This window comes from Aquibium microcysteis (assembly GCF_014495845.1).
Taxonomy (GTDB): domain Bacteria; phylum Pseudomonadota; class Alphaproteobacteria; order Rhizobiales; family Rhizobiaceae; genus Aquibium; species Aquibium microcysteis.
In genome coordinates this window covers 4678855-4703191 of record NZ_CP061080.1, presented here as the reverse complement: position 1 = coordinate 4703191, position 24337 = coordinate 4678855, and the positions used below count along the sequence as shown (strand labels likewise).

At 63.5% G+C, this 24337-nt stretch carries 26 protein-coding genes and 1 pseudogene; 4 read left to right on the top strand and 23 right to left on the bottom strand.

Annotated features, from left to right (window positions below; translation table 11 throughout):
- Positions 1 to 75: 75 nt before the first annotated feature.
- The gene (locus IAI54_RS22100) at positions 76 to 483 is read left to right on the top strand and encodes a helix-turn-helix domain-containing protein (RefSeq protein ID WP_187969232.1); all 408 of its coding nucleotides are present in this window, start codon (positions 76 to 78) and stop codon (positions 481 to 483) included.
- Positions 484 to 535: 52 nt separating this feature from the next.
- On the opposite strand, the pseudogene IAI54_RS22095 reads toward IAI54_RS22100, so the two are convergent.
- From IAI54_RS22095 to IAI54_RS22080, 4 genes and pseudogenes are all read right to left on the bottom strand, one after another.
- Positions 536 to 736 (bottom strand): annotated as a pseudogene (locus IAI54_RS22095) (MucR family transcriptional regulator); the annotation flags it as partial.
- A 130-nt stretch (positions 737 to 866) separates the two neighbouring features.
- On the bottom strand, positions 867 to 1772 hold the full coding sequence (locus IAI54_RS22090; RefSeq protein WP_187969230.1) for a hypothetical protein: 906 nt from the start codon (positions 1770 to 1772) through the stop codon (positions 867 to 869).
- A 423-nt stretch (positions 1773 to 2195) separates the two neighbouring features.
- A complete protein-coding gene (locus tag IAI54_RS22085) occupies positions 2196 to 2531 on the bottom strand; it encodes a helix-turn-helix domain-containing protein (RefSeq protein ID WP_187969229.1) in 336 nt (111 codons plus the stop codon).
- 863 nt (positions 2532 to 3394) lie between these two features.
- Positions 3395 to 4108: a hypothetical protein gene (locus IAI54_RS22080; RefSeq protein WP_187969228.1), complete on the bottom strand. Its 714-nt coding sequence runs from the start codon at positions 4106 to 4108 to the stop codon at positions 3395 to 3397.
- Positions 4109 to 4243: 135 nt separating this feature from the next.
- On the opposite strand from IAI54_RS22080, the gene IAI54_RS22075 reads away from it, so the two are divergent.
- Positions 4244 to 5017, top strand: coding sequence for a hypothetical protein (locus tag IAI54_RS22075; RefSeq protein WP_187969227.1), 774 nt, complete (start codon positions 4244 to 4246; stop codon positions 5015 to 5017).
- Between the two features lie 417 nt (positions 5018 to 5434).
- On the opposite strand, the gene IAI54_RS22070 is transcribed toward IAI54_RS22075, so the two are convergent.
- The 9 genes from IAI54_RS22070 to IAI54_RS22030 form a co-directional block, all read right to left on the bottom strand.
- Entirely contained in the window at positions 5435 to 5923 is a 489-nt protein-coding gene (locus IAI54_RS22070; protein WP_187969226.1) for a hypothetical protein, read from the bottom strand.
- 69 nt (positions 5924 to 5992) lie between these two features.
- Positions 5993 to 7981, bottom strand: a complete 1989-nt coding sequence (locus tag IAI54_RS22065) for a hypothetical protein (protein WP_187969225.1) — start codon at positions 7979 to 7981, stop codon at positions 5993 to 5995.
- Between the two features lies 1 nt (position 7982).
- The gene (locus IAI54_RS22060; protein ID WP_187969224.1) at positions 7983 to 9971 is read right to left on the bottom strand and encodes a glycoside hydrolase family 73 protein; all 1989 of its coding nucleotides are present in this window, start codon (positions 9969 to 9971) and stop codon (positions 7983 to 7985) included.
- Between the two features lie 16 nt (positions 9972 to 9987).
- Positions 9988 to 10626, bottom strand: coding sequence for a hypothetical protein (locus tag IAI54_RS22055; protein ID WP_187969223.1), 639 nt, complete (start codon positions 10624 to 10626; stop codon positions 9988 to 9990).
- Positions 10627 to 10785: a plasmid mobilization protein gene (locus tag IAI54_RS22050; RefSeq protein ID WP_187969222.1), complete on the bottom strand. Its 159-nt coding sequence runs from the start codon at positions 10783 to 10785 to the stop codon at positions 10627 to 10629.
- A gap of 427 nt (positions 10786 to 11212) precedes the next feature.
- Positions 11213 to 11455: a DUF6074 family protein gene (locus IAI54_RS22045; RefSeq protein ID WP_187969221.1), complete on the bottom strand. Its 243-nt coding sequence runs from the start codon at positions 11453 to 11455 to the stop codon at positions 11213 to 11215.
- Positions 11452 to 12303, bottom strand: coding sequence for a hypothetical protein (locus IAI54_RS22040; protein ID WP_187969220.1), 852 nt, complete (start codon positions 12301 to 12303; stop codon positions 11452 to 11454). Before IAI54_RS22040 ends, IAI54_RS22045 begins: the two co-directional genes overlap by 4 nt.
- Complete coding sequence (locus IAI54_RS22035; RefSeq protein WP_338021474.1) at positions 12300 to 12659, bottom strand: winged helix domain-containing protein; 360 nt, start codon at positions 12657 to 12659, stop codon at positions 12300 to 12302. Before IAI54_RS22035 ends, IAI54_RS22040 begins: the two co-directional genes overlap by 4 nt.
- A 205-nt stretch (positions 12660 to 12864) precedes the next feature.
- Positions 12865 to 13065, bottom strand: coding sequence for a DNA-binding protein (locus IAI54_RS22030; RefSeq protein ID WP_338021473.1), 201 nt, complete (start codon positions 13063 to 13065; stop codon positions 12865 to 12867).
- 142 nt (positions 13066 to 13207) lie between these two features.
- On the opposite strand from IAI54_RS22030, the gene IAI54_RS22025 reads away from it, so the two are divergent.
- Both IAI54_RS22025 and IAI54_RS22020 read left to right on the top strand, forming a co-directional pair.
- Positions 13208 to 13630 carry an Arc family DNA-binding protein gene (locus IAI54_RS22025; protein WP_187969219.1) on the top strand — a complete coding sequence of 141 codons (423 nt, stop codon included), beginning with the start codon at positions 13208 to 13210 and terminating at the stop codon, positions 13628 to 13630.
- Positions 13631 to 14821, top strand: a complete 1191-nt coding sequence (locus IAI54_RS22020) for a tyrosine-type recombinase/integrase (RefSeq protein WP_187969218.1) — start codon at positions 13631 to 13633, stop codon at positions 14819 to 14821.
- 224 nt (positions 14822 to 15045) lie between these two features.
- Here the strand turns inward: IAI54_RS22020 and IAI54_RS22015 are convergent, their stop codons facing one another.
- The 10 genes from IAI54_RS22015 to IAI54_RS21970 all read right to left on the bottom strand — a co-directional run bounded on the left by IAI54_RS22015 (position 15046) and on the right by IAI54_RS21970 (position 24335).
- On the bottom strand, positions 15046 to 15804 hold the full coding sequence (locus IAI54_RS22015; RefSeq protein WP_187969217.1) for an iron ABC transporter ATP-binding protein: 759 nt from the start codon (positions 15802 to 15804) through the stop codon (positions 15046 to 15048).
- Positions 15801 to 16775 carry an iron chelate uptake ABC transporter family permease subunit gene (locus IAI54_RS22010; RefSeq protein ID WP_235679139.1) on the bottom strand — a complete coding sequence of 325 codons (975 nt, stop codon included), beginning with the start codon at positions 16773 to 16775 and terminating at the stop codon, positions 15801 to 15803. The genes IAI54_RS22015 and IAI54_RS22010 overlap by 4 nt, the downstream gene beginning before the upstream one ends.
- Positions 16768 to 17769 (bottom strand): ABC transporter permease, encoded by a 1002-nt coding sequence (locus tag IAI54_RS22005; protein WP_187969216.1) that lies wholly within the window; start codon positions 17767 to 17769, stop codon positions 16768 to 16770. The genes IAI54_RS22010 and IAI54_RS22005 overlap by 8 nt, the downstream gene beginning before the upstream one ends.
- Positions 17770 to 18639, bottom strand: a complete 870-nt coding sequence (locus IAI54_RS22000) for a siderophore ABC transporter substrate-binding protein (protein ID WP_187973296.1) — start codon at positions 18637 to 18639, stop codon at positions 17770 to 17772.
- Between the two features lie 330 nt (positions 18640 to 18969).
- A complete protein-coding gene (locus tag IAI54_RS21995; protein WP_187969215.1) occupies positions 18970 to 19623 on the bottom strand; it encodes a helix-turn-helix domain-containing protein in 654 nt (217 codons plus the stop codon).
- A 108-nt stretch (positions 19624 to 19731) separates the two neighbouring features.
- Positions 19732 to 20076, bottom strand: coding sequence for an ANTAR domain-containing protein (locus tag IAI54_RS21990; RefSeq protein WP_187969214.1), 345 nt, complete (start codon positions 20074 to 20076; stop codon positions 19732 to 19734).
- Positions 20077 to 20198: 122 nt separating this feature from the next.
- Entirely contained in the window at positions 20199 to 20810 is a 612-nt protein-coding gene (gene fixJ, locus IAI54_RS21985; RefSeq protein WP_187973295.1) for a response regulator FixJ, read from the bottom strand.
- Positions 20803 to 22326, bottom strand: a complete 1524-nt coding sequence (locus IAI54_RS21980) for a two-component system sensor histidine kinase NtrB (RefSeq protein WP_187973294.1) — start codon at positions 22324 to 22326, stop codon at positions 20803 to 20805. Before IAI54_RS21980 ends, fixJ begins: the two co-directional genes overlap by 8 nt.
- Positions 22327 to 22613: 287 nt before the next feature.
- Entirely contained in the window at positions 22614 to 23000 is a 387-nt protein-coding gene (locus IAI54_RS21975; RefSeq protein WP_187969213.1) for a hypothetical protein, read from the bottom strand.
- A 72-nt stretch (positions 23001 to 23072) separates the two neighbouring features.
- Positions 23073 to 24335 carry an MgtC/SapB family protein gene (locus tag IAI54_RS21970; protein ID WP_187969212.1) on the bottom strand — a complete coding sequence of 421 codons (1263 nt, stop codon included), beginning with the start codon at positions 24333 to 24335 and terminating at the stop codon, positions 23073 to 23075.
- Positions 24336 to 24337: the final 2 nt, after the last annotated feature.

Here is a 24337-nt window from a genome sequence, read left to right as displayed (position 1 = left end):
TCTCTGATCCAAGCGATGTGAATAGACAGCTCCCGCCTGCCGGAGTATGCCGCCTCGCCGAACCGCGAGGGACCGATGGCTGATACGAGACAACCACACCTGATCGACGAATCCGTGGGCAGTCGGATTCGCGCCCGACGCCTCAACATGAGACTGAGCCAGGAGAAGCTCGCCGACAGGATTGGCGTCACCTTTCAGCAAGTCCAAAAGTATGAAAACGGCGCCAACCGTGTGAGCGCCAGCCGGCTGCAGGCTATCGCCAACGCCCTTGACGTGCGACCTTCTTTCTTCTTCGAGGAAGCGGAGAAGGCTCTCAATTCTACGAAGAGCCGGGTGGAGGGCGACGATTCCACCGGTGGCCTGATCGAATTCCTCAGCAGCGCCGAGGGCCTCGCCCTCAACCTCGCGTTTGGGAAGATCGGCGATGCCAAGATTCGCCGGCGCGTTGTTGACCTTGTGAAGGCACTGGGTCCTGAGGATTAGCAGTCGGCTTTCGCCTCGGCTGCCTTGGCTCGCTTGCAGAGAGGGTTCAAGGTCAGCCGTTGCGTGGCGCGGCCGCAGAGTCGTGCGCTTTCGACTTCCGCCCACGCCAGTACTTTGACGATGCGCGCGACCGGGCCGCCGCGTAGTGGGGAGCCACCATTGGATAGTCCGCAGCAAGGCCCCACTTCGTGCGATAATCGTCCGGCGTCAGACCGTATTTGGCCATAAGGTGATGCTTCAGCGATGGTTTCGTGGGCCGACCACAAAGACCTCACGTCGCGGTCGTGCTGAGGCAGACATCAACGCACGGATTCCGCAGCACCGCCCCCCGACGGAATGCGGTCGCTGTTCGGGGGAGCGGAAACTGCAGAAACGACAGGAGGTCAATTCAATTGCTTAACCGTGCCATCAATAATCGAAAAACCCGACACGTTCCATTTGCAGGAGGTAGCGTCATAGGTGAATTCCGTCTGTGCATTGAAGGAGAGGTCTTGGCCCATGCAATCCATGGATTGCCGCGACTGGTCATGCGCATAGCACCGCATGAAAATCTCGTTCTTGCACGACGCCTTTCCTGATGTTGGATTCGTGCAGGTGCCGCTCCCCCCTAAGAACGCTAGGGTTCGTAGACCTACTCCTAATAATGACGCCCGGCACACGTCCACGGATATCTCGAACTGGGTGAACTGGCCAAGGCGGGTCAGATAGTTGAACTTGTTCCCTTTGCAGATTGCGAATGCAGCCGCTTGCCGGGCCTGAACCTCTACCTCATGATCGAATGGAGGCTCCTTCGGACGCTCGGGACGGCAATTTAGAAGCGCTGCATTAACGTACTGCCGTTGGGTTTCGTCTGCTCCCTTGGAAATGCCGCCTCCTATCTCGCGGCTACTAGAACTAAGGCAGTCCCAACTCCCATCAACAATACGTAGCGTAAGACTCTTTCTGTCATTGCCGTTGATCATGACTTCTGGAACAGAATCGGCACCCTTCTCGACAAAAGCTCGAGATTTAAACTCCGATTGATGGAAACCATCATTCCCTCTTGGCTCAACATCAACTATGAAAATTATGTCTTTTGCAAGTTGCTTTTGAAACTTCCATTTTCTTAGTTCAATTCGAGCTGATAACTTACCGTCGACTTGAATTAGGTACAGATCTGCGATGTTGGGTCGGTCGTCCCCGCATTCGAGATTGAATTTCCACATTCCCACTGTATCGTTCGTGATTGCAAAGGCAGTGGCTGGCTGCAGAGAAATCAGGCTAATCACCAATAGGACAAAACGCACCACCTCAAAGCACCTCCTCTAATTGGGCTAGCGATGGTAGCGAATTTAGCAGGCCTACGAACTCTGATAAATCGCAAAAAGTCCACCCAGAATTGTGTCTCTTGCGCAGTCCAGCCGAAGGAGCATAGCCTGAAAAGCCCTTCCTGCAGCCGCAGTTTCGAGGTGTACAAGACAGACCCTCACCTATCGTGATGGCGTCAGCATCGTCGTATTCGGCCACACACCTCCGGTCGCACAGGCTGCCCTTAGTACCGCGACCGGGCAAATGCCGCGCTCGATGGCGAAGCACCGGCATCGAGCGGGTGTCATCCGGACCGAACACGCGTCGCGAAATCTTGATTTAGCGCAATGCGATTTCCGGGAGGCGACCTATAGTAGGCATCGTGGGCGGCGGGAAACGGCGGCGGCGCTAGCCGAACCGAAAGGCTAAGGTTTGAGCCGCCGCCTTTTTGGCTTTGCGAGGAAAGCCTTTGCCTTGGCTTCCTGCCTCTCAATCCGCATCTCGCAAAAATCATGTACCCAAACTGCGGATGTTGTCGCCGTGGATCTGCTGCGCTGGGCTTCATCGGCCTGGCGGCGTCTCGATTCAACGAACTGCTTAACGTCTGCCGGGTCGTAGCGGCGCGCCTCGCGTTTGGTCCCCAGCCCGATGTTGATGTACGGGATTGCGCCGGACACAGTCAGGGCGCGAAGTTGGCGGTCAGAGATTCCAAGCCGCTCGGCGGCTTCCGCCGGGGACAGTAGCGCGAGCGATGTTGTCATGGGTGCCTCCGCAGACGTTCCGTTCAACCCGGAACTTTATCTTCGCGTTGAGTTTGCCATAGAAGCTGAAGCGCCGATTAAGCCAACAGCGGGCTAGCACGGGGCGTTGTAGACGTAGTTGCACTGCTCGCATCGGAACCTACCTCCGTTGGGAGGGCTCTCGATCGGGGTCATTGCGACATTTCTCCGGGCCGCAAGCCAGCAGCTTGGGCATTGTAGATCCCCTTCAAGTTCAGGTTGGAAGCTGTCGAACCTGCCCACGGAAAGCCGAACCATATCAAGCTGCGTCTGTAACTGGAGCCGGCGGAAGTCCATATACTCAATCTCCCTCTCTAGGCTGCGGCAGCGGCTGTTGTATCCCTCCAGCAGCTCGAAGGCTGCGTTAACAAGACCCATAACCTGATCCAAGATAGTGTCCCTCCCACTCCTGGAGGGAAGCAAAGCACCCCGGTCAGACATGCGCAACTTCATATCTTAACAACCGTCGCTGCATCTTCGGCGTCTGTCATCTCTCGGGTTGCGAAAGAATCCGATAAGCCCAACGACCTGCATTCAACATCCGGAATGCGTGACGCGGGACTTCTCAATGTTGATGGTCTTGGGAGGCGAGCCTCGCAAGCACGTTGGAGAGGACGTCGTGCGCGAGCGTGTGAAGCATCTCGCCGGGTCTTGTCGCTCCCGATCGGGTTGAGGCCGCCGCCTGGCTCGCCGAGACTCCATCCGCGGCTCCGACGCTGAGCAATCACGACGCAGGCTGTCCCTTCACGCAATGCGGCCGGTCGACTTGTCGCCGTGCAGTACGCAACGTGACTGCCGGTCAGGGGAGCCGCTTGCATGGGTTTCCCAGGAGCTTCGGCCGAGCGTCATGAAGCATCGCCGTCTTTAGACGAAGAAGGCCCGCGTCTGTTTTGAGGCTTGCGTTTTGGTCGGTTTGGCTTTGCGGCCCGTCGTCGCGCGCGTTCGTCTGCGGCTCGCTGCTTCCGGTATTCCTCTCGGAGACGCTCCAGTTCGCGAATGCCATCAGACATATCGCTTCTGCCCCGACTTTCCTGTGTGAGTTGGCCCACTAGGCGCGAGGCGGCCACCTGGAGGGCTCCTCGAACAACATCCTCCTCGTAGTGCCGACGTTCCCAGTCACTACTATCCGTATCGTAACTTCTACGGATGGAGAGCGCTCGTTCAAATTCCCAACTGGTCGGCCACTGGCCGACTTGGTCGCGGTATTCCCGGAGCGAGTTCAGGAACTCGATGCACTGGTCGCCAATCTCGTGCGAGCGACCGGCCCCGCGAACGACGCGGATGATGTTCGCGGCTAACTCGCGCAATGCCTGTTCTACCTTCTGGCGCGCCCATTCCCGCTCAACCTCGTGCTGAGAGTTCTCAGAGGCGAGGCGAAGATGGGACCCGGTTTCCTTTTCGCTCATCAGGCTTTCGTCTCCCAAAGGTCGAGATACTGCGGCGTTGAAACCGATGTGACAAGTTTGGATTTGCCAAATTCCGGGCGCGGCCGGTACCGCTTGACTATTTCCGCGCTCCAGCATTCTGCCGTTCTTCAGGAGCGCGGTGATGCGCGTCACCCGGAAAAGCCACAGCCTCCCCGTTAACCCTAAATTAAGGATGACTTTGCGCCGCCAATGGCCGGAGAATAGGGTTGCTTCCGTGACTGAGAATGGTCTGGGCGCGGCGACCGACCCGAACCGGGGGACGGGAACATGGGATACGTCGAGCGCGGCTTACCGGCCGCAATGCCGAGTCTGTACGAGTCAGCCGCCGCGAAGACGGCCTTGAAATTCGTTTCGGTATGCGTGACCACGCATCTGGTATTCTTCTTGTTGTGGCGCGGCCTGGAAGGCAACTCAGCCGCTCAATTATTTGTGTTCGACGAGGAACGGCTGGTTGAGAATCTGTCAGCCGCCATTTTCCTTGGAGGGGGTTTCTACGCCGCCAGGCTCTGGTGGACGGACACTGGTTCTGCCCCTCTCGACCGTCTGGCGCTTGCAGGAATCGGCGTGCTCGGAGCGATCGGTTTTTTGGATGAGATCAGCTTCGGCGAACGGATCTTGCATTACGAGGTCTACGAAATCATGGGCATCCGCGTAGACGGGATGCACGACCTCGTTGAGGTGGTAAACACAGTCCGACGAGAATGGTTCGGCCCTATAGGCTTTTTCGAGAAGGTCTTTCTTGCCGCGCTGGCTTCTTCCTTCTTTATCGGGGCGCTTGTGCTCTGGTTGGTAGCGATATCCGGCCGCAGAACTCCCAGATGCCTGCAGTTGCCCGCTTTGGCGCTCGCCTGTGCGTTCCTGTTCGAATTCGGTCTGTCGTCAGTAGTTGACATCCGCGTCTTCTCTTTTGACGGAGATCAGGCGATGGAGGAGGTCGGCGAGATGAACATGGCTATCCTGCTGGCAGGGCTAGCGAGAATCGTCAGCCAACGGCTTGTGGACCACCGTCGGCGGTCTCATCGACCAATTCACCCCGGCTGAATGCACCAATTACTCCAGGGCTGCAGGATATGAACCGGATAAGCGGACGTGCTCTAGACGTGACAGCGCGCCAGCTAGTCGCACTGTTGCGGGGCGCCGAAAAGTCCGGCTGTCGGGTGGAATTGGAGATCAGCGGTATCACCATTCGCTTCGCCCCGGATCCAAATGCGAAGCCTGCAAAACGGCCAGCGCGGCCGGACGCTGATGAATAGCCGGCGACCGAAAGCCACTGGCTGACCTATCTCCGCCTACTTTAGACGCCCCCCGCTATGACCGCCTGACAAAAATGCGGACCGTATCGGCCAAGTCATTGTTTGAAAGAGGCAAAGCGATTTTACCCCGGAGGCTCGATTGCTTGAATTGCCTTGATTGATTTCATCCCTCCACGCTTGGCGGGGAAGGGAGAATTTTCGGCCCCTAGTTTATTGATGAAGCGCCACCCGAAAAGGTCTCGGAAGCGATACCGGTCGCGCCTTCAAGCGCACTAATCGCATGTTCCAGCATAGCGGACATCGCGCGCATCAACATGACGTTCTGAGCGGTCGCCGCGTCGTCGGCATCGGTCGCTCCTTGCGCGACTTCAATGGCTATCCGGCTGAGACCGTGTGCGGTCGTCACAAGCGCGAGCACGTCCGCCGGGGACGTCGCCTGAGCCATGATGAGGCGGGCCAGCCCGAACAATACCGCATCGTCTGCCTTTCCGAAGTCGCGCGCCTGCCGGATGACTTCCGACAATCCGAGACCGGCCGAAACCGCGTCTTCCGTCTGCATTGGCTTTGCTCCATAGTGCGGGCCATGCAACTTGCCCTGAAACTGTTCTTCGGATTCCTCGCGACCGCGATAATCGTTGCCGTCTATCAAGGTGCGGGCGTTCTTTACGATGCGGTATCCCGCGACTTTGCCCATGGGATGGTCGTCGGTGCAGGTGGCGTCATGTTGTGGCTTGCCCTCATGAATTGGATAGACAACCGCCGGTCACGGTCGGCCGGTCCCCTGAGAGATGAGCAACGCCCGCGTAATCGCGTCGATCTGTGACGGGTTCGCGAAGCGTGGCGGGTTCATTCCGAGCAATGCGTTGGCTATCTCGTCACGGCCGGTGACACCTCGCGCAAGAGAAGCGTTGTTCGCCTCCCGGCTTCCCTGCGTGAGAGCCTGGGCAATTCGTTCGATGCTCCGCAGTCCGGCCGATCGAACGGCGCCAGGAGTGCCGCCCGACATATACCCTTCCCGAACGCCAAAGCCCTGTTGACGCGGGCCATTGAGCGCGCGGACGGCTTCGGTGCGGGCGGCGGTTGCACTGTTGCGCGTGACGAAATCGCCCGTCTCGGCAAAGGCCCGCTCATTGTCCAGAACCTTGATGATGCGGTCCGCCTTGTCCTGCCCGAACAGGGTCGCGAGCCGCTGGCGGTTCCAATCGCCATCGCCCTTAACGATCCGCTGAAGCGCCACGCGGTCGTTTGCGTTGGTGCCTACGATGCGGTCTATTTCGGCCCGTGCGCCCTCCCTGAGGCGAAGCGGGACGGCAGACGGTCCAACCATCTCCCCGCGCGGCAAAGCGCCCTGCCGGAACTCGCTGGCAAGCTCCTGAGGCCGGGGAGCCGTGCGGCCACTGTCGAGAAAGGTTTGACCACGCTCAAGGGCTTCGCGCTGGCGGGCAAGCTCTGCAAATTTCGCGTCGACACCCTTGATGCCAGGAACCGACTGCCGCAGCGTTTCGTCAATCTGTTGGCGCGCGCCGGACAAGGCCCGCCGAACGTTGCCATCTGTCGCGCCGTCCAACATCCCGTCGATTGCCTGCCGCACCTGAAACAACGTGTAGGGGTTCGGGTCGAGTTGATCCGTGCCCGTGACGTTGAGCATTCGGCGAACGCCCTGGACTGCGCTTTGCGCCTCCCCGCGAAGGTTCACGGCCAGGCTGTCGAGGGTGTCGGCAATTGGTTGCGTCTCGACGCGGCGGGCGTTGGCAAAGGCCGCCTCATATTCGGGCGATAGCGCCCGCTGCCCTGACCGAATGGTGTCGTCGATCTGCGAAGGAATCCCCGCCGGTCCTAGCGTGTCGTCCAGCGCCGAGAGAATGCGCCGATTTGCGCCCGCGTCCCGGCCTCGGATTGCGCCCTGCACGATGGCACGGGAAGGGCCAGGAGCCGCCACAAGCCCCGCCGCCGTCTGCTGAAGGTTCGGGCCTAGATCCGCCATCATGGCGTCTGGCCCCATCTCTGCAAGCCGCTGCCGGGCCGCTGCCGGGGAGATGCCGTCTGCGTCCATCGCCCGCACAAGGTCAGACACGGCCTTAGGCGTCATCCCTGCGAGCCTGGAGACGCCGCGACGTGCGAGCCAGTCGGAAGCAGCACGATAGGCCGCGCCTGCCGCTTGCCCCGCTGCCGGGGCCACTAGGCCGCCTGCCCCGCCCATCATTGCGCCCCGCCCGACGTCGCCACCGCGTGCCGCAGCATCTGCCCCGCCGAGAGCCGCGCCGGACAAGCCGCTTACAAGCGACCTGGCACCAAGGCCAGCGCCACCCATACCAAAGGCGGCCGGCGCCGCAGCAATCATCGGCATTGTCCCCATAACAGCGCCGGTCACGCCTCCCGCAAGAGCCGCCCCGGGGTTGTCCTGCCGAACCTGATTTGAAGCGCGGGACATGCTGTCGCGGATTTCCGTTAGGCTGCGGTCCGAGAACGGGGCCGCTGCCAATGCCGCAATGTCCTGAGTCACGTTGAGGAACGAAGGCCCGACGATTGGCAGGCTGTCCAGCGCGTTAATCGAGAATGCGCCGACCTTGTCCACAAGGCCGCCGCCGCGCGGACGGTCCACCATACCCGTTGCCGGGTCGTAGCCGGGAATGCCGGAACCGTCGAATTCCGGGTGGCGTGGCCGTGCGGGATTCGTGCGGGATGGCGGGTCGAACCTGTCGAAAGGGTTTCCGGTGCTCTTGGCGTCGAATTGATCGAATGGGTTCGGCATCTCACTGCCCCCCCAGGATGCGAGCCGCCGCGCCTGCCCCGTACTTTTCATCGAATTGCGCAGCGAGGCCGGGATTGCTGCGAAGCATCTCGACGGCGCCGGCCGGGGCCGCGAGGGCGGGAGCTGGCGTCGCCGTTACCGCACCTTGCGGACGTCGAGGGCCGACATTGAGCCGGACGCCGCCACCTTCGCGAACAATCAACGGATTCTGATCGATGTAGCTTGCCCACTGCCTTTCGAAGCCGTCGAGCGTGCCGCCGTTCTGCTGCCGGTAGGTTTCCATGGCGGAAGCGCGTTCCACCTGCCTATCGGCGACGGCCTCAATCATGTCGAGCAAGGCAGCGTTACCCTGTGGCGTGTTCTGGAGGCCAGGAGCCGCCGCCATGAATAGCGCCATCTCCGCATTTGAGATTGCGCCCTTGGTCTTCTGCACCTGAGACAACGCAACATCGAGGCCACCCGAAGTCATAACCGCCCGATCGGCAGAATTGCCCGGAAGCGAGAACGGCGCGCCCATGCCTTCAAGCGCGTTGTCTAAGCCGCCATAGATGCCAGCGCCGGGACCGGAATAGCCAACGCCCCGGCTCGCCTCGCGAAGCATTCCCACTGTCTGCCGCAGGCTCGTGCCGGCCGCTGCCGCTTCCTGCTCCTCGGTGACGCGGTTCGCCACGTTCTTCGCGTCCGTCTTGTCAAAGGCACCCTGCTGCACCGTGGTGCCATCCGGGAGCGTGATGGATAGGCCGCCGTTGCGGTCGGCCTTGCTGTTGCCGACCGGCTCCCACTTCATGGCCTCGTCGTTCCACTGCGCTTTGTACTCGCGCCCCTGCTCGTCATAGAACGTCTGGACGGTCGGGGCCTTCGTGCTCGCGCCGCCCTTCGCAATCGGGTTGCCTTGTGCGTCGAAACGGATCTGGCCTTCGCCGAGCGTGAACGGATCGCCCTGCGGCTTGCGCATCTGCTCCAACTGCGTTCGCTTTAGGTCCATGTCCAACTGATAGGCCGGGTCTTGCTGGCGCATCTGGTTTTGGAGCAATGCACTGGCAACCTGCTTCTGAGAATCCGACAGATACGGATTGTTCAGCAGCCCCATAAGGCTTTGCGCGTTGGGCTGTCCGCCGCCGGCTTGCACGGGTGGTGCGCCCATGGTCATGCTGTTCTGCGCGTCCGCCTGTGCCATCTGGACAGGCGCACGGCCCATCTGCATCGAACCGCCCACCGGAAGGCTTTCAAGCGCGGCCTGCTGCGGAATCTGAATGCCACGCGCGATTGATCCAACCGACTGCGAATAGTTCGGGTCTGTGGCGTACCCAGACGCCTGCAATGCCTGCAACTGCGCATCGAGGCCCTGAGCCTGCATCAGCGGCTTGTATCGCGGGTTCTGAAGGATGAAATCTGCATAACCGGCCACGCTGTCTGCCGGGTCTTGGAACGTGCGGAAACTGTCCGACACGTTGACGCGCTGCCCGTTGACGTACTCGTGCGTCTTGAGCGTCTGTCCGCCACCCTGCCCGTGGCTTTTGATGCCAAAGTAGTTGTTTCCCGGCGCACTCTTGCCCCATCCTGTTTCTTGCGCGGCCTGAGCCACGATGATGCGAGGATCAATGCCAGTCCGTTTCGATGCTTCAACGGCGGCCGGCATGAGCATCTGGACGAAATCTTGCTGCGAACCAGTAAACCCCTTCGGCTCATCTCCACCCACGGCGTAAGGCGCCGCGCCAGGAGCCGCAGGAGCAGGCGGGAAGTCACCGCCGGCACCACCCCCGCCAAAGACGTCAGCCCATGCGCTCGCCGCGTTCGCCTGTCCGGCCTTCTCTGCCTTGTCGGCATTGCCCATCATAGACCGGTACACGAAGGCGTTGCCGATCGACTGGAGGCCCTCGCCAACGTTCCGGGGCGCAGTTGCGACCGTCCCGGCCAGAGCCTCGGCAATCCTGCGCTTGCGCGCGATGCTTTCCGGGGTTTCGCGGTTGCCGTCGAAAATGTAACTCATGGCGCGTGCCCGTCCCTCATTTGACCGCTACGACGACCAACCGGCGCAAGCTGGTTGCCGACGAAAGGGTGCCGCCTACTGTCAACGTCGGCCCCGAACCGGTCTTCGCGAGGATGGCGAAGGATTCGAAGTCGCTGAAGCTGGGGACGGCATCAGCGCCCGTCCAAGAAATCGTCCTGTTGCTGCCCCATCTGGCGCCTGCCAAGAGGTAGCCGCGCGAGAACTTGTCGACCGTGGCCGAAAGGTCCGTGCCGCTGCTAATGTCGCTGAACTGGCCTGCATTGGTGGATGTCAGGCTAACGTCGCTGTAGAAGACATAACAGATACCCGCGTTGATGCTGCCGCTCCAATTCAGAGCTACGGGGCCAGAGGCCGCCGCCGTCTCGGCGTGGTAAATCTCGACATTGGAACCGGCCGCGACGTCGATAGCGCGACCGGCTCGCGTCGCCGCGACGCCATTAATCTCGACGTCATTGAGCGTCCGGTTATTGCTTGCCGACCATGAGACACCAAGCCAAACGCGCTTTGCTTCGGCCGGGCCGAAATCCACGCCCGTTAGTGTTGTCGGGTCGCCAGTGAAAACAGAAGTCGGCCCCACGGGGTGAAGGCGGGTCGGGAATGTGCCTAGTAGCGGCGGAACGAAGAAAGCGACCATTCAGCCGCGCCCATCGGTCGTGGCGACCATGGTCGCGGCTTCGCGCATGAACGCCGAAAGCGTCTGGCCGCGCTGCCGAGCGGCCGACCTAAGCCTGCGCTTGTCGTCGTCTGAAACGCGGACGAAAAGCTTGTTCTCTTTCCGCTGCCGAATATCCATCTGATTTGTCTTCCGTTTCCGATGTGCGCACACTAGAAGGCATGTCAAGGCGATGGAAACCGGGGGCACATATTCCACAATCTCCACAATTTCCACATTGCGAAGACTTAGGTGAGTCGGGCGCCAGCTTCGAACCGGGCCGCGACATAAGGCTTAGCCGCGTCGTCACCGAGACGGCCCGCCTTGATGGCCGCGAGCGCTGGCCTGTCGTTCGCCAGTAGGGCCAGGAGGCAAGGAGCGGACACGCGCCACGGGCCGCGCCCGCCCGGTTGAACTCCGATGCCATCGGAGATGCACCAACGGCGGATTGTCTCGCCGCTGACGTTTGCCACCTTGGCGGCTTGCCCTACGCTTATCGCGAACGATGGAAGAAAAGGCGAGTTCATTGACGAGCATCGACCTTGCGTCTCTTTGGCGACGTCGCAAGTCACGCCGCACCATCGCGAGCCGAATGGCGCAACTCGTTCTGCACGGCATTGAAGAGCGCCCGGAGTTGTTCGTCGGCCGCGTCGCCTTCAATGCCGATCCGGGCCATGCTCTTCCGCTGCTTCTGTACGACGAGCCGCCAATAGGCCGTAGCGGAGTCGCCGCTCTTGCCCGACAGCTTGTCGGCAATCTCGCGCACGCGACCGACGCGGCGATGCCAAGGGAAGAAGACCACGCTTGTCATGCAGCCAACCTCATTTCCATCTGTTCACGAACCATGGCGCGCGTCAGTTGCCCCGCCTTTAGCTTGATGGCGAAATAGGCCACGACCGCCTCAGACAACCCGAGTTCGCGAAACTCGTTCAGGGCACTTTCGAGTTCGGCTTCAGTCTCCGGCGGGTCGATAGGCTCATCAGGTTCAGGTTCGGGGATTTGACCATACCCAACAGCAGGAGTGTCATTCCCTTCAGTGCTAGAAACTCCAAGGTATACTCCAAGGTAGTTGGGGACGTTCAGCGCCCCCACGTCGCCGCGCCCAGCGACCCCACACACTGTTTCCGTGGTGTCGTTCGACGGCCCCACGGCATGGCGCTTCGACCTCCGACGCTCTTCAGCACGTTCAACAGCCTGCTTCTCCTGAAGGTATTCCGTGGCTTCCCGCACGTGGTCTTCCACCACCGCCTTGCGAGGATTCCGAAGAAAGAACTTGAGGCTTCCTTCCTTTGTCTTCGTTCCCGAGAAAACGAGATAGCCGTGTTTGACGAGCAGCGCGCGAGCCTTCTTGCCGCTGGTCTCCTTCACGCCCCCCCTCGCCTCCAGCGTAATCGCGGATGCGTATGCGGCGGTTGGTTCAAGCGTCTTCGGATCGATGGTCACAAAGTGCGAGTAGACGATAATCATCTGCACGCAGGGAGACGACCGAAGCCGGCTGTCCTCATCGATTCGAAGCGCCGGGTCGGCCGCGACCGTCTGGAACAATTCGAACTTGAACGCGGCCAGTTCCCTTTTCGCTGCCTCATAACGTCGTGGCCAATCCGGGTCGGTCTCCGGAGGCTGGACCGCCTCCGGAGGGTCGTAGCGCCCGCCGCTCATTCTGCCGCCCCACTGTCAATGACTGTGACCGGCGTCCTCAGAACGTAGCGGGCATGTGTGCCGGCAAAAGGTCCGTCGTGCGCCTCGTGGACTGTCTCGACTACAAAACCAGCTTTGCGGATCTTGAACGTGTAGGCTGACCAGCGTGGGGCAGGATTGTCGATCGGCGTGCACCCACGCTCACCAGCGCGCACCAGTTCGCACATGGCCCAGGCGTCGCGCCCGTCGAGTTGCACTATCCGACCGTCCGGCTCAATGCGGACCTTGATCGAAAAGCGCGGCGCGCGCTTCGTGGCAGGCTCTTTTTCCGGTCGAAGGCTATGGCGTACGGTAACGCCGTTTGCTAAGGCTGACATGCTGTTCCTTTCGGAATGTCTGGGAGGATTTTTCGAGAAATGCGGAACAGTTCGGGGAATAGGCGGTCCTGTCTGGACAACTGCGACCGCTCGTTCCCCGTCTTCCCGCGCAGTGAAAACCCGGAAGACGCTGTACTCCAAACGCAAATGAAGCCCGCGCTGCGGGTTGCAGCCGGGCCGTCAACTGATGGGTGGGTGGCGGCGCTCAGTTCGAGCCGCCTTCGACGTCAGGCTTCATGAAGAAGCGCGTCAGTTGTCCCCGTTCAGCCACCCAGCGGCCGGAAACCTTCCGGGCTGGAATCTCCTTCTTTTCCAGCAGGTGGAACGTCGCGCGCGGCGTGCGGCCGATAAAAGCCGCGATAGCTTCCGCGCCCCAGACCAATTCAATCTGCCCGTTTGTCATCATGCAGGTGGACCCTTTCTGTTCATGGATGCGAGTTGCATCATTGCCCTAGGTCTACAGTATTTTCCCGCAGGTGCAAGTAGCACCCTTGCGGTTCATGATGGCAACTGGCACTTATCCCCGGGAAAGTTCCCGAGGCAGAAAAATGACCGACCGCGAGAAGTACCCAAGCGAGGCCGCCGAACGTTTCCAAGTCCGGATGCCGCCCGGCTTGCGAGACCGCATCAAAGCCGCCGCCGACGCCAACAGCCGCTCCATGAACACGGAAATTGTTGCCACGTTAGATGAAAAGTACCCGGCCACGATCGAGTTGGATCAAGACGAGTTTGCAGAAAGATGGCTCTTCCCGATAATCCAGACGCCGGATGAAGACGTTGAGAGACGCGCTGCATTGATCGCCAAGGCGAACGCAGCGGCAGCAGAAATACATCCCAACCTTGGCGTCTGGGAGCGATTTGTCCGCAATCGGATTGAATTGATATTCGGCATCCGAGACCCTTCCCTTGTTTCGCCCGAGGTACGGAACATGATCCAGCGTGTCATCATGAGCCCCAAGGCGAGGCCCTAAATGTCCGTCCGCAAGCGCACTTGGACCAGCCCGTCCGGCGACGAGAAAACAGCTTGGATAGTTGACTATCGAGACGCAGCGGGAGCGCGAAGGCAGAAAACCTTTGCGCGGAAAAAGGAAGCCGACGCCTACCGCGCGACAGCGACCGTGGAAGTCCGCGAAGGCGTCCACGTAGCCGATTCCCAAAGCGCCACCGTCGCGAAGGCCGGCGACCTATGGATTGCCAGCGCCGTTAACAATGAACTGGAGCGGGCGACCTTGCTTCAGTATCGCCAGCACCTGAAGCTTCATATCCTGCCGTTCATTGGCGGGTCGCGGCTATCCGAACTCAACATTCCGACCGTGCGCGCTTTCGAAGAACGCTTGCGAGAGGAAGGCCGGTCGCCCTCGATGATACGCAAGGTCTTGGTCAGCCTCGGTTCGCTCCTGTCCGACGCTCAGGAACGCGGGCTATGCGCGCGCAACGTCGTGCGCGACATGCGCGGCAAGCGTAAGGGCAAGGAAGCGCGTCTATTGAAGCGCCAGAAGGTCAAGAAACAGGCGGGCATTAACATACCGGCGAACGCGGAAATCAAAGCCATCGTCGCGGCGCTGGAGGGGCGTTGGCGTCCGTTGCTGTTGGTGGCGATATTCACCGGCCTGCGTGCATCGGAATTGCGCGGACTGCGATGGGCCGACGTCGATCTTGATGAGCGCAAGCTGCACGTTCGCCAGCGCGCCGACCGATACAACACCATCGGTTCGCCGAAGTCAGAGGCAGGCGCCCGCGCCGTCCCCTTGCCCCCCATTGTCTTGAACACCCTCAAGGAATGGAAGCTGCGCAGCGGCGGCGGCGAACTCGCTTTCCCCAATGGGAAGGGAAACGTTGAGTCATTGTCGAACATCATCAAGCGAGGCTTCCATCCAGCGCAGATCAAGGCAGGCGTCACGCGCGAGACGGGCGAACTCGACAAGGAAGGCAAGCCGATCCTGGCCGCCAAGTACACCGGGCTGCACTCGCTTCGCCATTTCTTCGCAAGTTGGCTCATTAATCCGCCGGATCGCGGCGGGCTTGGATTGCCGCCAAAAGTGGTGCAGGAGCGCATGGGACATTCGACCATCGCCATGACCATGGACACTTATGGTTCGCTGTTTCCCCCCGGGGATGACGCCGGCAAGCTCGCGGATGCCGAGCGCGCGTTGCTGTCTTGATGCGACACAGACGCAGCACCGCGAACAATTATTTAATCTTTTCAACGACTGGATGAAGATTCCTAATCTGAGGGTCACAGGTTCGAATCCTGTCGGGATCACCATTCGCGTCGTGCGCCGGGTCCGGTCGCGGGGGAGAGGGTCCGCGTTAGGTCGGCGGCTTCGACGACCACATCCTCATGGCCGGCCGGTTTCGTGGCATCGCGCCGGCCCTGCTTCGCCCCCTAGCGGTCGAGAACTGCAACCCTGCGGTCACCGATCTCATGCACCGCAATCTCCATGTCGTAGATGCCGCACAGGATCCGATCAGACATGAAGTCGCGCGCGGTCCCGTGGAAGACGACGCGTCCGCTCTTCATCGCCACGACCCGGTCGGCATAGGCGGCGGCGGCGTTGATGTCGTGCAGGACGACGACGACCGCCTTGCCCAGGTCGTCGACGGCTCGGCGCAGCAGCCGCATCGTCTCGACCGCATGACGCATGTCGAGGCCGTTCAACGGCTCGTCGAGCAGCAGGTAATCCGTGTCCTGGCACAGTACCATCGCCATGAAGGCGCGCTGGCGCTGACCTCCGGAAAGTTCGTCAAGGAAGCGGTGTTCCAGCCCCTCGAGGTCGAGGAAGGCGATCGATGCCGCGATCCGGTCCCTGTCCATCTGGGTCGGTCGGCCGCCGTTGTGGGGGTAGCGACCGAAGCCGACCAGTTCCCCGACCGTCAGCCGCGCGGTCATGACGTTGTCCTGCCGCAGGATGGCGAGACGGCGGGCGAGCAGATCGCTTCTGGCGGTCGCCACGTCCATGCCCCCGATCCGGACGCTGCCGGAATCGGCTGCCGAGAGCCGCGCCATGATCGACAGCAGCGTGGTCTTGCCGGCGCCGTTGGGACCCACGATGGCCGTCAGGCCTGGCGCCGGCAGGTGGAGCGAGACGTCGGCGACGACCGTCGCCCCGCCATAGGCCTTGGTGACGTTCCGGACTTCGATCATCGATGGATCCCGCGCATCAGGAGGACGATGAAGGCGATTCCGCCGACGAACTCGATGACCACGCCCAGCACACCGCCCAGCTTCAGTGCGTGTTCGAGAACGGCCTGGCCGCCGACGACGGCGACGACGGCGATCAGCGCGGACGCGACCAGCGCCGGCCGGTGGCGATGGCCCACGGCCAGGTAGGCGAGGTTGGCGACGAGCAGGCCGAAGAAGGCGATCGGCCCGACCAGAGCGGTCGATGCGGAAACGAGCACTGCAACGACGAACAGCAGGCGTGTTACCAGCCGCGCGTGCGGCACGCCGAGGCCGACCGCCGCGTCGCGGCCCAGCGACAGGACGTCGAGCGTGCGGTGGATGGACAGGAGCCAGGCGCAGCAGACGCCGGACGCAAGGCCGGTCACCCCGAGCAGGCCCGCGTCGATGGTATTGAAGCTCGCGAACAGGAGGTCCTGCAGCGCAGAGAACTCGTTCGGATCGAGCACCCGCTGCAGCATCGAGGCGAGGCTGCGGAAGAGCATGCCGAAGACCACGCCGGTGAGCACCAGGAGATGGATGCCGCGGCCGTGCTCGGACAGCAGCCAGCGGAACAGGACGACGGAAAAACCGACCATTGCCGAGGTTTCGCCGATGAAGCGCCAGTCGGCATCGAGCGTGGCGAGAACGCGGGAACCGAAAACGAAGACCAGCGCGGTCTGGATCGCGACATAGAGTGAATCGAATCCCATGATCGCAGGGGTGAGGATGCGGTTCCGCGTTACGGTCTGGAAAACGACCGTCGAGAACGCGACCGCGACGGCGACGACGACCATCCCGGCGAGTTTGGGAGCCCGGAACGGCAGGACGAAGGCCCAGCCGCCCCGCACGCCGATGGTCATGTAGAGGACGGCGCAGGCGAGCGCGGCCGCCGCAAGGCCGGCGAGCACGATGGTTTCCCGGCGGGCGGACCGGTCCGGCGCGGCGTCAGCCAAGACGCGTCCCCGGGCGGAGAAGGAGCATCAGGAAGAGCGCCGAGCCGAGAACGCCGGCGACGGTCCCGACGGGGATCTCGTAGGGATGGCGGATCAGGCGGCCTGCGAGGTCGCAGGCCAGGAGGAAGGCCGCGCCGGACACAGCGATCCAGGGCAGCGTGCGCCGCAGATTGTCGCCCATGACGAGACTGCCGACATTGGCGACGATCAGGCCGAGAAAGGGGATGGTGCCGACCGTCACGACGCTGGCGGAGGTCACGAGAGAGACGATGACGAGGCCGGTGGCGACGATGCGCCGGTGGTCGAGGCCGAGATTCGCGGCGAAGCTCTCGCCCATGCCGGCCACCGTGAAGCGGTCGGCGACCCAGTAGGCTCCGGCCGCCACGGCGAATCCGATCCAGAGGAGTTCGTAACGGCCGCGCAGCACGCCCGAGAAGTCCCCGTTCGTCCAGGTCGCGAGCGACTGGAGGAGGTCGAAGCGCAGCGCCAGGAAGACAGTCACAGCCTGGATGACGCCGCCGAGCATCAGCCCGGCCAGCGGCACGATCAGACCCGAACGGGCGGGAATGCGCTCCACCAGCCGCAGGAAGAGGACCGTCGCCACCAGCGCGACCGATGCGGCCGCCGCCATCCTCGCCAGGATTGGCAGTCCGGGAGCCAGGATCGCCACGAGGACGAGGCCGAGGCTCGCGGCTTCCACCGTGCCGGCGGTCGTCGGCTCGACGAACCGGTTGCGGAACAGCATCTGCATGATCACGGCCGCGATGGTGATGGCCATCCCGCTCAGGATGATGGCGGCCGTCCGAGGAACACGGCTCACGAGCAGCAGTCGCAGCGTGTCCGGGTCGGCACGGCCGGAGAGCAGGGCCGCGACATCGACGTGACCGACGCCGACGAGAACGCTGGCCAGAGACAGGACGACCAGCGCGATCACCGTGCCGGCAGGGACGAGCCATCCCCGTCCGGCGCCCGACGATTCTACGGCCGACTGCATTCAGCGCGACTTTCCGAGCGCGGCGGCGATCTCGTCGATCACCGTCCGGACTGCCGCGATGCCGGGACCGACGAGATACCAGCGGACGGTGTCCACATAGACGATACGGCCATTCCGCGCCGCCTTCGTCGCGGCGACGAGATCGTTGTCGAGCGTGGCGGCCGCGGAGGCGCCGGCGCTGCCGATCGCCGAATCGCGGTCGACGACGAACAGCCAGTCCGGATTGATCTGGAGGAGATACTCGAACGAAACCGCCTCGCCATGCGTGGCGGCGACGACCTCCGTCGCGGCGGGGGCGAAGCCGATGTCGTCGTGGATCCAGCCGAAGCGCGAACCCGGTCCGTAGGCCGTCACCTTTCCTCCGTTCGTCATGATCACGAGGACGCCGCCTGCCGGCCGTGCGGCTTCTTGCAGCGACGCGACGGCGGCATCGAGACCGGCGACGAGGTTCCCGGCTTCCGCTTCCTTGCCGAAGATGAGGCCCAGCAAGGCGGCATTCGCCTTGGCCCCCTGGAGATAGGCGTCGGGCGCGACGGTGAGGTCGATGGTCGGCGCGATCCGTGACAGTTCGGCATATCGCGGCGACGATCGCCCTGCGACGATGACGAGGTCCGGTTCGGCCGCGGCTATGGCCTCGAAGTCCGGCTCGAAGAGCGAACCGATCTTCAGGTATTCCTCGCCGCGATATCTGCCGAGATAGTCCGGAACGTTCGAGCCGGGGACGCCCGCGACCGCGACGCCGAGCGCGTCGAGCGTATCCAGCGCCGCCAGGTCGAAGGTGAACACCCGGGCGGGACGCGCCGGCAGCACCGTCTCGCCCTGGGCATGGCGAACCCGGATCTCTTCGGAGGCAGCCGGTCCGCCGGACATGACGAGGCCCACGAAGAGCAGGATCGCCGCGAGGAAGCGGGGGGAACGGTCGGGTATGGTCACGTCGAACCTCTCGATCGGGCAGCGCCTGCGCGGGGGTCCGGTACCACCGCAACGCCTCCGCCGATCCGCCGGCGACCGAGGCCTCGGATGCCCTATCAAACATGAACGACGTAATCAACTTATGGAAGTCGATCGAATATCGGGAACGAGCGGCCGCCTGCGGCGAGACCGGCCCGGCAGAGCGATGTGCGCCACCACAGCGGTCACAGCGCCGAGGAGACGCGCCGGACTGCCGCCACGCGGTTCGCCGGAAAAGCGGCGCCGGATCTACTCGCTCATGGCGCGCAGCGTGTCCCACTTCAGGATGCGCACGCGGCGCAGGCTCGGCAGGCGGACGATGCCCTTGTCCTTCATCCGGGAGAACACGCGCGAGATGGTCTCGATCGTCAGCCCGAGATAGTCGGCGACGTCGCCGCGCGACATCGGCAGGTCGAATTCCTCGAGATCCCCCTGGCGGGCGGCCATGTCGAGAAGAAAGGCGGCCACGCGCTCCGCAGCGTGCTGGCGACCGAGCACCAGGAGATGCTCCTGGGCCTTGACCAGCCCCTGAAGGACCAGGGGCAGGAGTTCATGCGAGCGGTCGGCGCCGTGGCCGGCGCGGATCACCCGGATGCCGGTGGCGCCGATCGCCTCGGCGAAGAAGTGATGCGTGCCGCCGGCCTCGAAGCCGAACACCTCGCCCGCGAGATGGAAGGACGAGATCTGGCGGCGGCCGTCGGCCAGAAGCCGGTAGACCCGCACGGCGCCGAATTCGATCTGGTAGAGGTCGCCGGCCTTCTCTCCCTGAGCATAGATTTCCGAACCGGCGGAGTAGAGCGCAGCGGGCTGCAGGGCGCCGCGGTCGAACAGGCCTTCCGCTCCCAGGTCCGGGGTGGCGGCCTGGACGGAGGCGCTGCGGAACTCGCGGGGATGGATGGTCATGGCTGTCTCCGACGGTTTTCGTTCTGTCGGAGGCAACCTCGTCTATTTCGGACGTCGCTTGTATTCGTTCATGTCCCTACGGGTTTCTACGTAGCACGGCCGCGCCGCCTACCTGGGCAGGATGGCGCTGATCAGCGCAGGGCCGAGGAGGGGCTTGCGGAGAAGCTGGAACGGAACGGCAGGGGACAGCGCCGCGGTCTTGTCCACGAGCACGACCACCGGCCGCTCGTCGCCCGCAATGCGGGCGAACTCGACCAGATTCCGCTGCCGGGCGTCGACGGCGTCCTCGTCGACGACGGCGCAATCGAAGCCGTTGAACTTGTGGGAAGCGAAGACGGTGGGAAAGCCCGCATGCGACTCGACCTCATAGCCTTCCGCCTCGACCGTGAATTCGATCGACCGACGAAGTTCGTCGTTCGGAACCACAACGAGAACCTTCCGGCCATGCTTCAAGAACGTGGTCTCCAACGCGCCTCGCCGGCCGAGAGCACCGCGGCCGCACCGAGAGCGTTTAGGACCTTGCCGGAAAACGCGCATTGCGCCAGGTCAAATTTGGCGGCAAGCGCAAGATTGTCCTACTTCGGAACGAAACCGGCCGTGATCGCCATCCGGACCAGTTCCGGGAGGCTCTTCGCCTCCATCTTGGTCATGACGTTGGCACGGTGGACCTCGACCGTGCGCGGGCTGATGTCGAGGTCGTAGGCGATGGTCTTGTTGGCGTGACCTGCCACCACCCCGGCCAGCACCTCCCGCTCCCGATCGGTCAACTGGGCGAGGCGCTGCAGGATGGCGGCCGAATCCTGGGCGGCGGCATGTCGGTCGAGCTCTGCAGCCGCGCGCGTGATCGCGCCGATCAGCACCTCGTCCTCGAAGGGCTTCTCGATGAAGTCGAGGGCTCCCGCCTTCATCGCCTCCACGGCCATCGGCACGTCGCCGTGGCCGGTGATGACGATCGAGGGCACCTGGACCGCCATGTCGCGCAGACGCCGGATGAGGTCGACCCCGCTGATCTCGGGCATGCGCAGGTCCGTGACGAGGCATGCGTTGCGCAGGCCGGGAGCGGCGGCCAGGAACGCCGCCGCGGACTCGTGCAGCCGCACCGGAAAGCCGGCGATCGTCAGCATGAAGGCCAGCGACTTGCGGACCGGCTCCTCGTCGTCGACGATATGGACGACATAGTCACCTATTTCCATCGGTGGCCTCTCTGTCGATGGCGGGAAGGGTGAATCGGAACAGCGCGCCACCCTTGTCCGTCCGCTGCGCCTCCATGGTGCCGCCATGCGATTCGATGATTCGCTTCGAAATGGACAGACCTATGCCCATGCCACCGGCCTTGGAGGTGACGAAGGGCTGAAAGAGGCGGGCGGCGACCTCATCGGAAATGCCGGGGCCGGTGTCGGACACTTCCACCGCCGCCATACCGTCGCCGACCGGCAGGGTGCGAACCGTGAGTTCGCGGGTCTCGCAGTCGCTCATCGCCTCCATGGCGTTGCGCATGAGATTGATCAGGACCTGCTGGATCTGGACGCGGTCCGCCAGCACGAAGTCGGCGCCCGGCCGGAAGTCGAAGACGGATCGTACGCCGCGCTCGCGCGACCCGACGAGCGCCAGCGCTCCCGCCTCCTCCACCATCTTGCGGATGTCCTCGGCCTGCTTGTCGGTGTCGCCGCGCATGACGAACTCGCGCAGGTGGCGGATGATCTGACCGGCCCGCAGCGACTGCCGGGCGATCTCGTCGAGCGCCTCGCGCACGCGCAGAGACGGCCCGTCCTCCGCACTGCGCAGCAGGCGGGTGCATCCCTGCGCGTAGTTGGCGATCGCCGACAGCGGCTGGTTCAGTTCGTGGGCGAGTGTGGAAGCCATCTCGCCCAGTTCATTGAGGCGGGCCAGACGAGCCAGTTCGCCTTGAACCTCCTGCAGGCGGGCGGCAGATTCCTCGCGCTCGGTGAGGTCCCGGACGAAACCCGTGAAGTAGAGACGGTCGCCGCTCTTCATCTCGCCGACGGCCAGCTTCATGGGGAAAGTCGAGCCGTCCTTGCGGCGGCCGACGACAACGCGGTCCGTACCGATGATCCGCCTTTCGCCGGTCGCCATGTAGCGCTGCATATAGCCGTCGTGCTGCGCCTGGTAGGGCTCCGGCATCAGGATGCGGACGTTCCGGCCGACCACCTCGCCGGCCGAATAACCGAACTGGCGGACGGCGGCCGTGTTGAAGGAAACGATCGTCCCTTGCCGGTCGATGACGATCGTGGCGTCGAGCACCGTGTCCAGGATCGACGAAAGATGGGCTTCTCTCTCCTCCAGGATCGCTCCGGTTCGCTCGGCGGCGAGGCGCGAACGATTGACGATCTCACCCATGGCGATCGTCAGCAGCCCGGTGAAGGCATAAAGCGTCATCTCGACCGTGGCGACCGCCTGCCCAGGCTGCAAATCGTGAATGTACCAGGCCCCGGAAATCGACAGCCCGAAGGCGAAGAGGGCGGGCCCCAGGCCGCAGAAGCCGGACACGATCAGGATGGCTGGCAGGAACGGGACGAAGATGCCATGTCCGTCGAGGGAACCGTCGAGGGCCAGGCGGGCCGTGAAGGCGATCGCGACGACGAGGACGGCCACTGCATAGCCCCAAGGTCCGGAACACCGGCGGATCACCGCTTTCTTCAGAAGCCGGTTCTCCGCACGCGGGACTGTATCGTGGAAGCCCATGACGATCAGGTTCGCAGCCGTGCCACGTGCGGCACGGATCGCCGCAGCCGCGCATCCCCACGGGCTGCGCGGCTCGTTTCGGCGAATTTCCACGTCAAGGCACGCTGATCACCATGCATGACGCCATATCGCAGGATCGACTTCCACCGGTCAACCGCTGCAGAACCCCGGGCAGGACAGCCGGCACGCTCCGACGGCCGGCAATTCGGGGCGGCGTCTCCGCGCGCGCCTCCGGCAACCCATGCGATCGCAGCCGGCGGACTGCCTTAACGGCGCGGCCCGCCGGGTCACGGCCTCTCGACGCGCGCGACCTGATAGGTATGCAACGATCCTTCAGACCTCACCGAGACGTACTCGCCGGTGACGAAGCGTTCCGCGCCGAAACGGAAACCCACTTCATCGTCGCGGTCGCCTTCGTCGTAGTCGAAGTACCAGGCGCCTCCCGGCTTGCGGCGAAGCCGCCCGATGCGATCCTGTTCGCCGTGCCGGAAGTGCCGGACGCGGCAGTGGTCCTGGTGCTTCTTCCATTCCGCTGCGTCGAGATGTCCATCGGGCTGCAGTGGAGCGAGTATGTCGTAACCCTCGTCTCTCTCGCCGGCAGGATGGCCCTTCTCGCGGGCGAGAAGCAGGCGCACGTGGCGGAAGCCGGGGGACAGATCCTTCAATTGCGTCATAGGGTTTTCCTTCCTTTGGCGAAACCCTATCCCGCGCGCTCCCCCGCGCCTTGATCGGCATCAAGCACGCGATCACGCCGGCAGCGGTATCGGCGGCAGCAGAAGATGGACCGCTGCCCCCGCCAGCGCGGCGACGACGGTGGCCGCAGCCAGCGGCAGCAGGAACCGGACCGGACCGGATACCGCCGCCAGGAACAGCCGGCCGACCGCATTGGCCACCAGCGCCAGCAGCACCGCCCGTGCCGCGCTCGCCGGCGCGACGCCCTGCTCGACGAGGCGAAGCGAACTCAGCACGGCCACATCGACGTCGAACGTCCCGGAGACGGCCGAGGTGATGAGCAGGCCGCTCTCGTCGAGCACCCCCGACAGGACCGCGCTCGCGGTTGAGACCACAGCGAGAAGCGCTGCGAAGCCCAGAAGCGGGGCAAGATCGAACGGGTTGCGCGCCGCCGGCTGCATCGGCAAGGGTCCGCCGCCGCGCACGAGCAGCGCGCCCGCCGCCGCCAGCACGAGCGCGGCCGCCGCGATCGGCAGTCCAGCATGGACGACGACCGACGGCCGCACCGCACCGACGACGGCACCGACCCGCAGGACGGAGACCATCGCGGCGAGCGCGGCCGCGCCCGCGAGCGGCTCGATTCCCTGGCAGCCCCGCGCCATTCTGGCCAGCACCAGGATCACGGCCGTCGACGAGACGACGGCACCGGCCAGGGCGCTGACCAGTACCCCGCGCGTCTCGCCGAACAGACGGGACATGACGTAGCCGGCAAAGGAAATCGCCGCGATGAGCACTGTGAAGACCCAGATCTCATGCGGATTGACGCCGCCCCAGGGGTCGATCGTCCGGTCCGGCAGGACTGGAAGGACGATGACGGTCATGGCGGCGAGCACCAGGGCCGACCGCAGCTCCGCCCACGTTAGCCGCCGCAACAGCCCGTGCAGCACCTCTCGGCTGGCGAGGATGGCGGCCAGCGCGGTGCCGCCGGCTGCCGCGGCGACGTAATCCCCTGCCACCGCCAGGGCCCCAAGGGCGAAGACCGCCATGCCGGCGATCACGCCGGTGACGCTGAAGTCCTCGTCATGCGTGGCCTCGCGCAGTTTGAACCCGGCAAAGACGGCAGTGAACGTCACGAAACCCACCGCCAGGATCGCCATGGATCCCACTGCCTCGCCAAGCGCGGCCAGGAGGCCGCCGACAAGCCCGGCAATCCCGTAGGTGCGAATCCCGGCCGTGCGGCTGCGGTCGGGCGCGTCGCGTTCGCGCCACCCGCGCTCGAGCCCGACCAGCAGGCCGATCGCCAGAGCCAGCCCCAGGCGCGGAAGGAGAGGATCCATCC

Excerpts from the sequence above, each read along its gene's own strand:
- IAI54_RS22025 (WP_187969219.1), top strand. The coding sequence starts at position 13,208 with ATGACCGACCGCGAGAAGTACCCAAGCGAGGCCGCCGAACGTTTCCAA.
- IAI54_RS22000 (WP_187973296.1), bottom strand. The coding sequence starts at position 18,639 with ATGTCCGGCGGACCGGCTGCCTCCGAAGAGATCCGGGTTCGCCATGCC.
- IAI54_RS22100 (WP_187969232.1), top strand. The coding sequence starts at position 76 with ATGGCTGATACGAGACAACCACACCTGATCGACGAATCCGTGGGCAGT.
- IAI54_RS22060 (WP_187969224.1), bottom strand. The coding sequence starts at position 9,971 with ATGAGTTACATTTTCGACGGCAACCGCGAAACCCCGGAAAGCATCGCG.
- IAI54_RS22020 (WP_187969218.1), top strand. The coding sequence starts at position 13,631 with ATGTCCGTCCGCAAGCGCACTTGGACCAGCCCGTCCGGCGACGAGAAA.
- IAI54_RS22065 (WP_187969225.1), bottom strand. The coding sequence starts at position 7,981 with ATGCCGAACCCATTCGATCAATTCGACGCCAAGAGCACCGGAAACCCT.
- IAI54_RS22040 (WP_187969220.1), bottom strand. The coding sequence starts at position 12,303 with ATGAGCGGCGGGCGCTACGACCCTCCGGAGGCGGTCCAGCCTCCGGAG.
- IAI54_RS21975 (WP_187969213.1), bottom strand. The coding sequence starts at position 23,000 with ATGACGCAATTGAAGGATCTGTCCCCCGGCTTCCGCCACGTGCGCCTG.
- IAI54_RS22075 (WP_187969227.1), top strand. The coding sequence starts at position 4,244 with ATGGGATACGTCGAGCGCGGCTTACCGGCCGCAATGCCGAGTCTGTAC.
- IAI54_RS22035 (WP_338021474.1), bottom strand. The coding sequence starts at position 12,659 with ATGTCAGCCTTAGCAAACGGCGTTACCGTACGCCATAGCCTTCGACCG.
- IAI54_RS22055 (WP_187969223.1), bottom strand. The coding sequence starts at position 10,626 with ATGGTCGCTTTCTTCGTTCCGCCGCTACTAGGCACATTCCCGACCCGC.
- IAI54_RS22070 (WP_187969226.1), bottom strand. The coding sequence starts at position 5,923 with ATGGGCAAAGTCGCGGGATACCGCATCGTAAAGAACGCCCGCACCTTG.
- IAI54_RS22050 (WP_187969222.1), bottom strand. The coding sequence starts at position 10,785 with ATGGATATTCGGCAGCGGAAAGAGAACAAGCTTTTCGTCCGCGTTTCA.
- IAI54_RS22085 (WP_187969229.1), bottom strand. The coding sequence starts at position 2,531 with ATGACAACATCGCTCGCGCTACTGTCCCCGGCGGAAGCCGCCGAGCGG.
- IAI54_RS22015 (WP_187969217.1), bottom strand. The coding sequence starts at position 15,804 with ATGATCGAAGTCCGGAACGTCACCAAGGCCTATGGCGGGGCGACGGTC.
- IAI54_RS22030 (WP_338021473.1), bottom strand. The coding sequence starts at position 13,065 with ATGATGACAAACGGGCAGATTGAATTGGTCTGGGGCGCGGAAGCTATC.
- IAI54_RS21980 (WP_187973294.1), bottom strand. The coding sequence starts at position 22,326 with ATGGGCTTCCACGATACAGTCCCGCGTGCGGAGAACCGGCTTCTGAAG.
- IAI54_RS21995 (WP_187969215.1), bottom strand. The coding sequence starts at position 19,623 with ATGACCATCCATCCCCGCGAGTTCCGCAGCGCCTCCGTCCAGGCCGCC.
- IAI54_RS22045 (WP_187969221.1), bottom strand. The coding sequence starts at position 11,455 with ATGACAAGCGTGGTCTTCTTCCCTTGGCATCGCCGCGTCGGTCGCGTG.
- IAI54_RS22005 (WP_187969216.1), bottom strand. The coding sequence starts at position 17,769 with ATGCAGTCGGCCGTAGAATCGTCGGGCGCCGGACGGGGATGGCTCGTC.
- IAI54_RS21970 (WP_187969212.1), bottom strand. The coding sequence starts at position 24,335 with ATGGATCCTCTCCTTCCGCGCCTGGGGCTGGCTCTGGCGATCGGCCTG.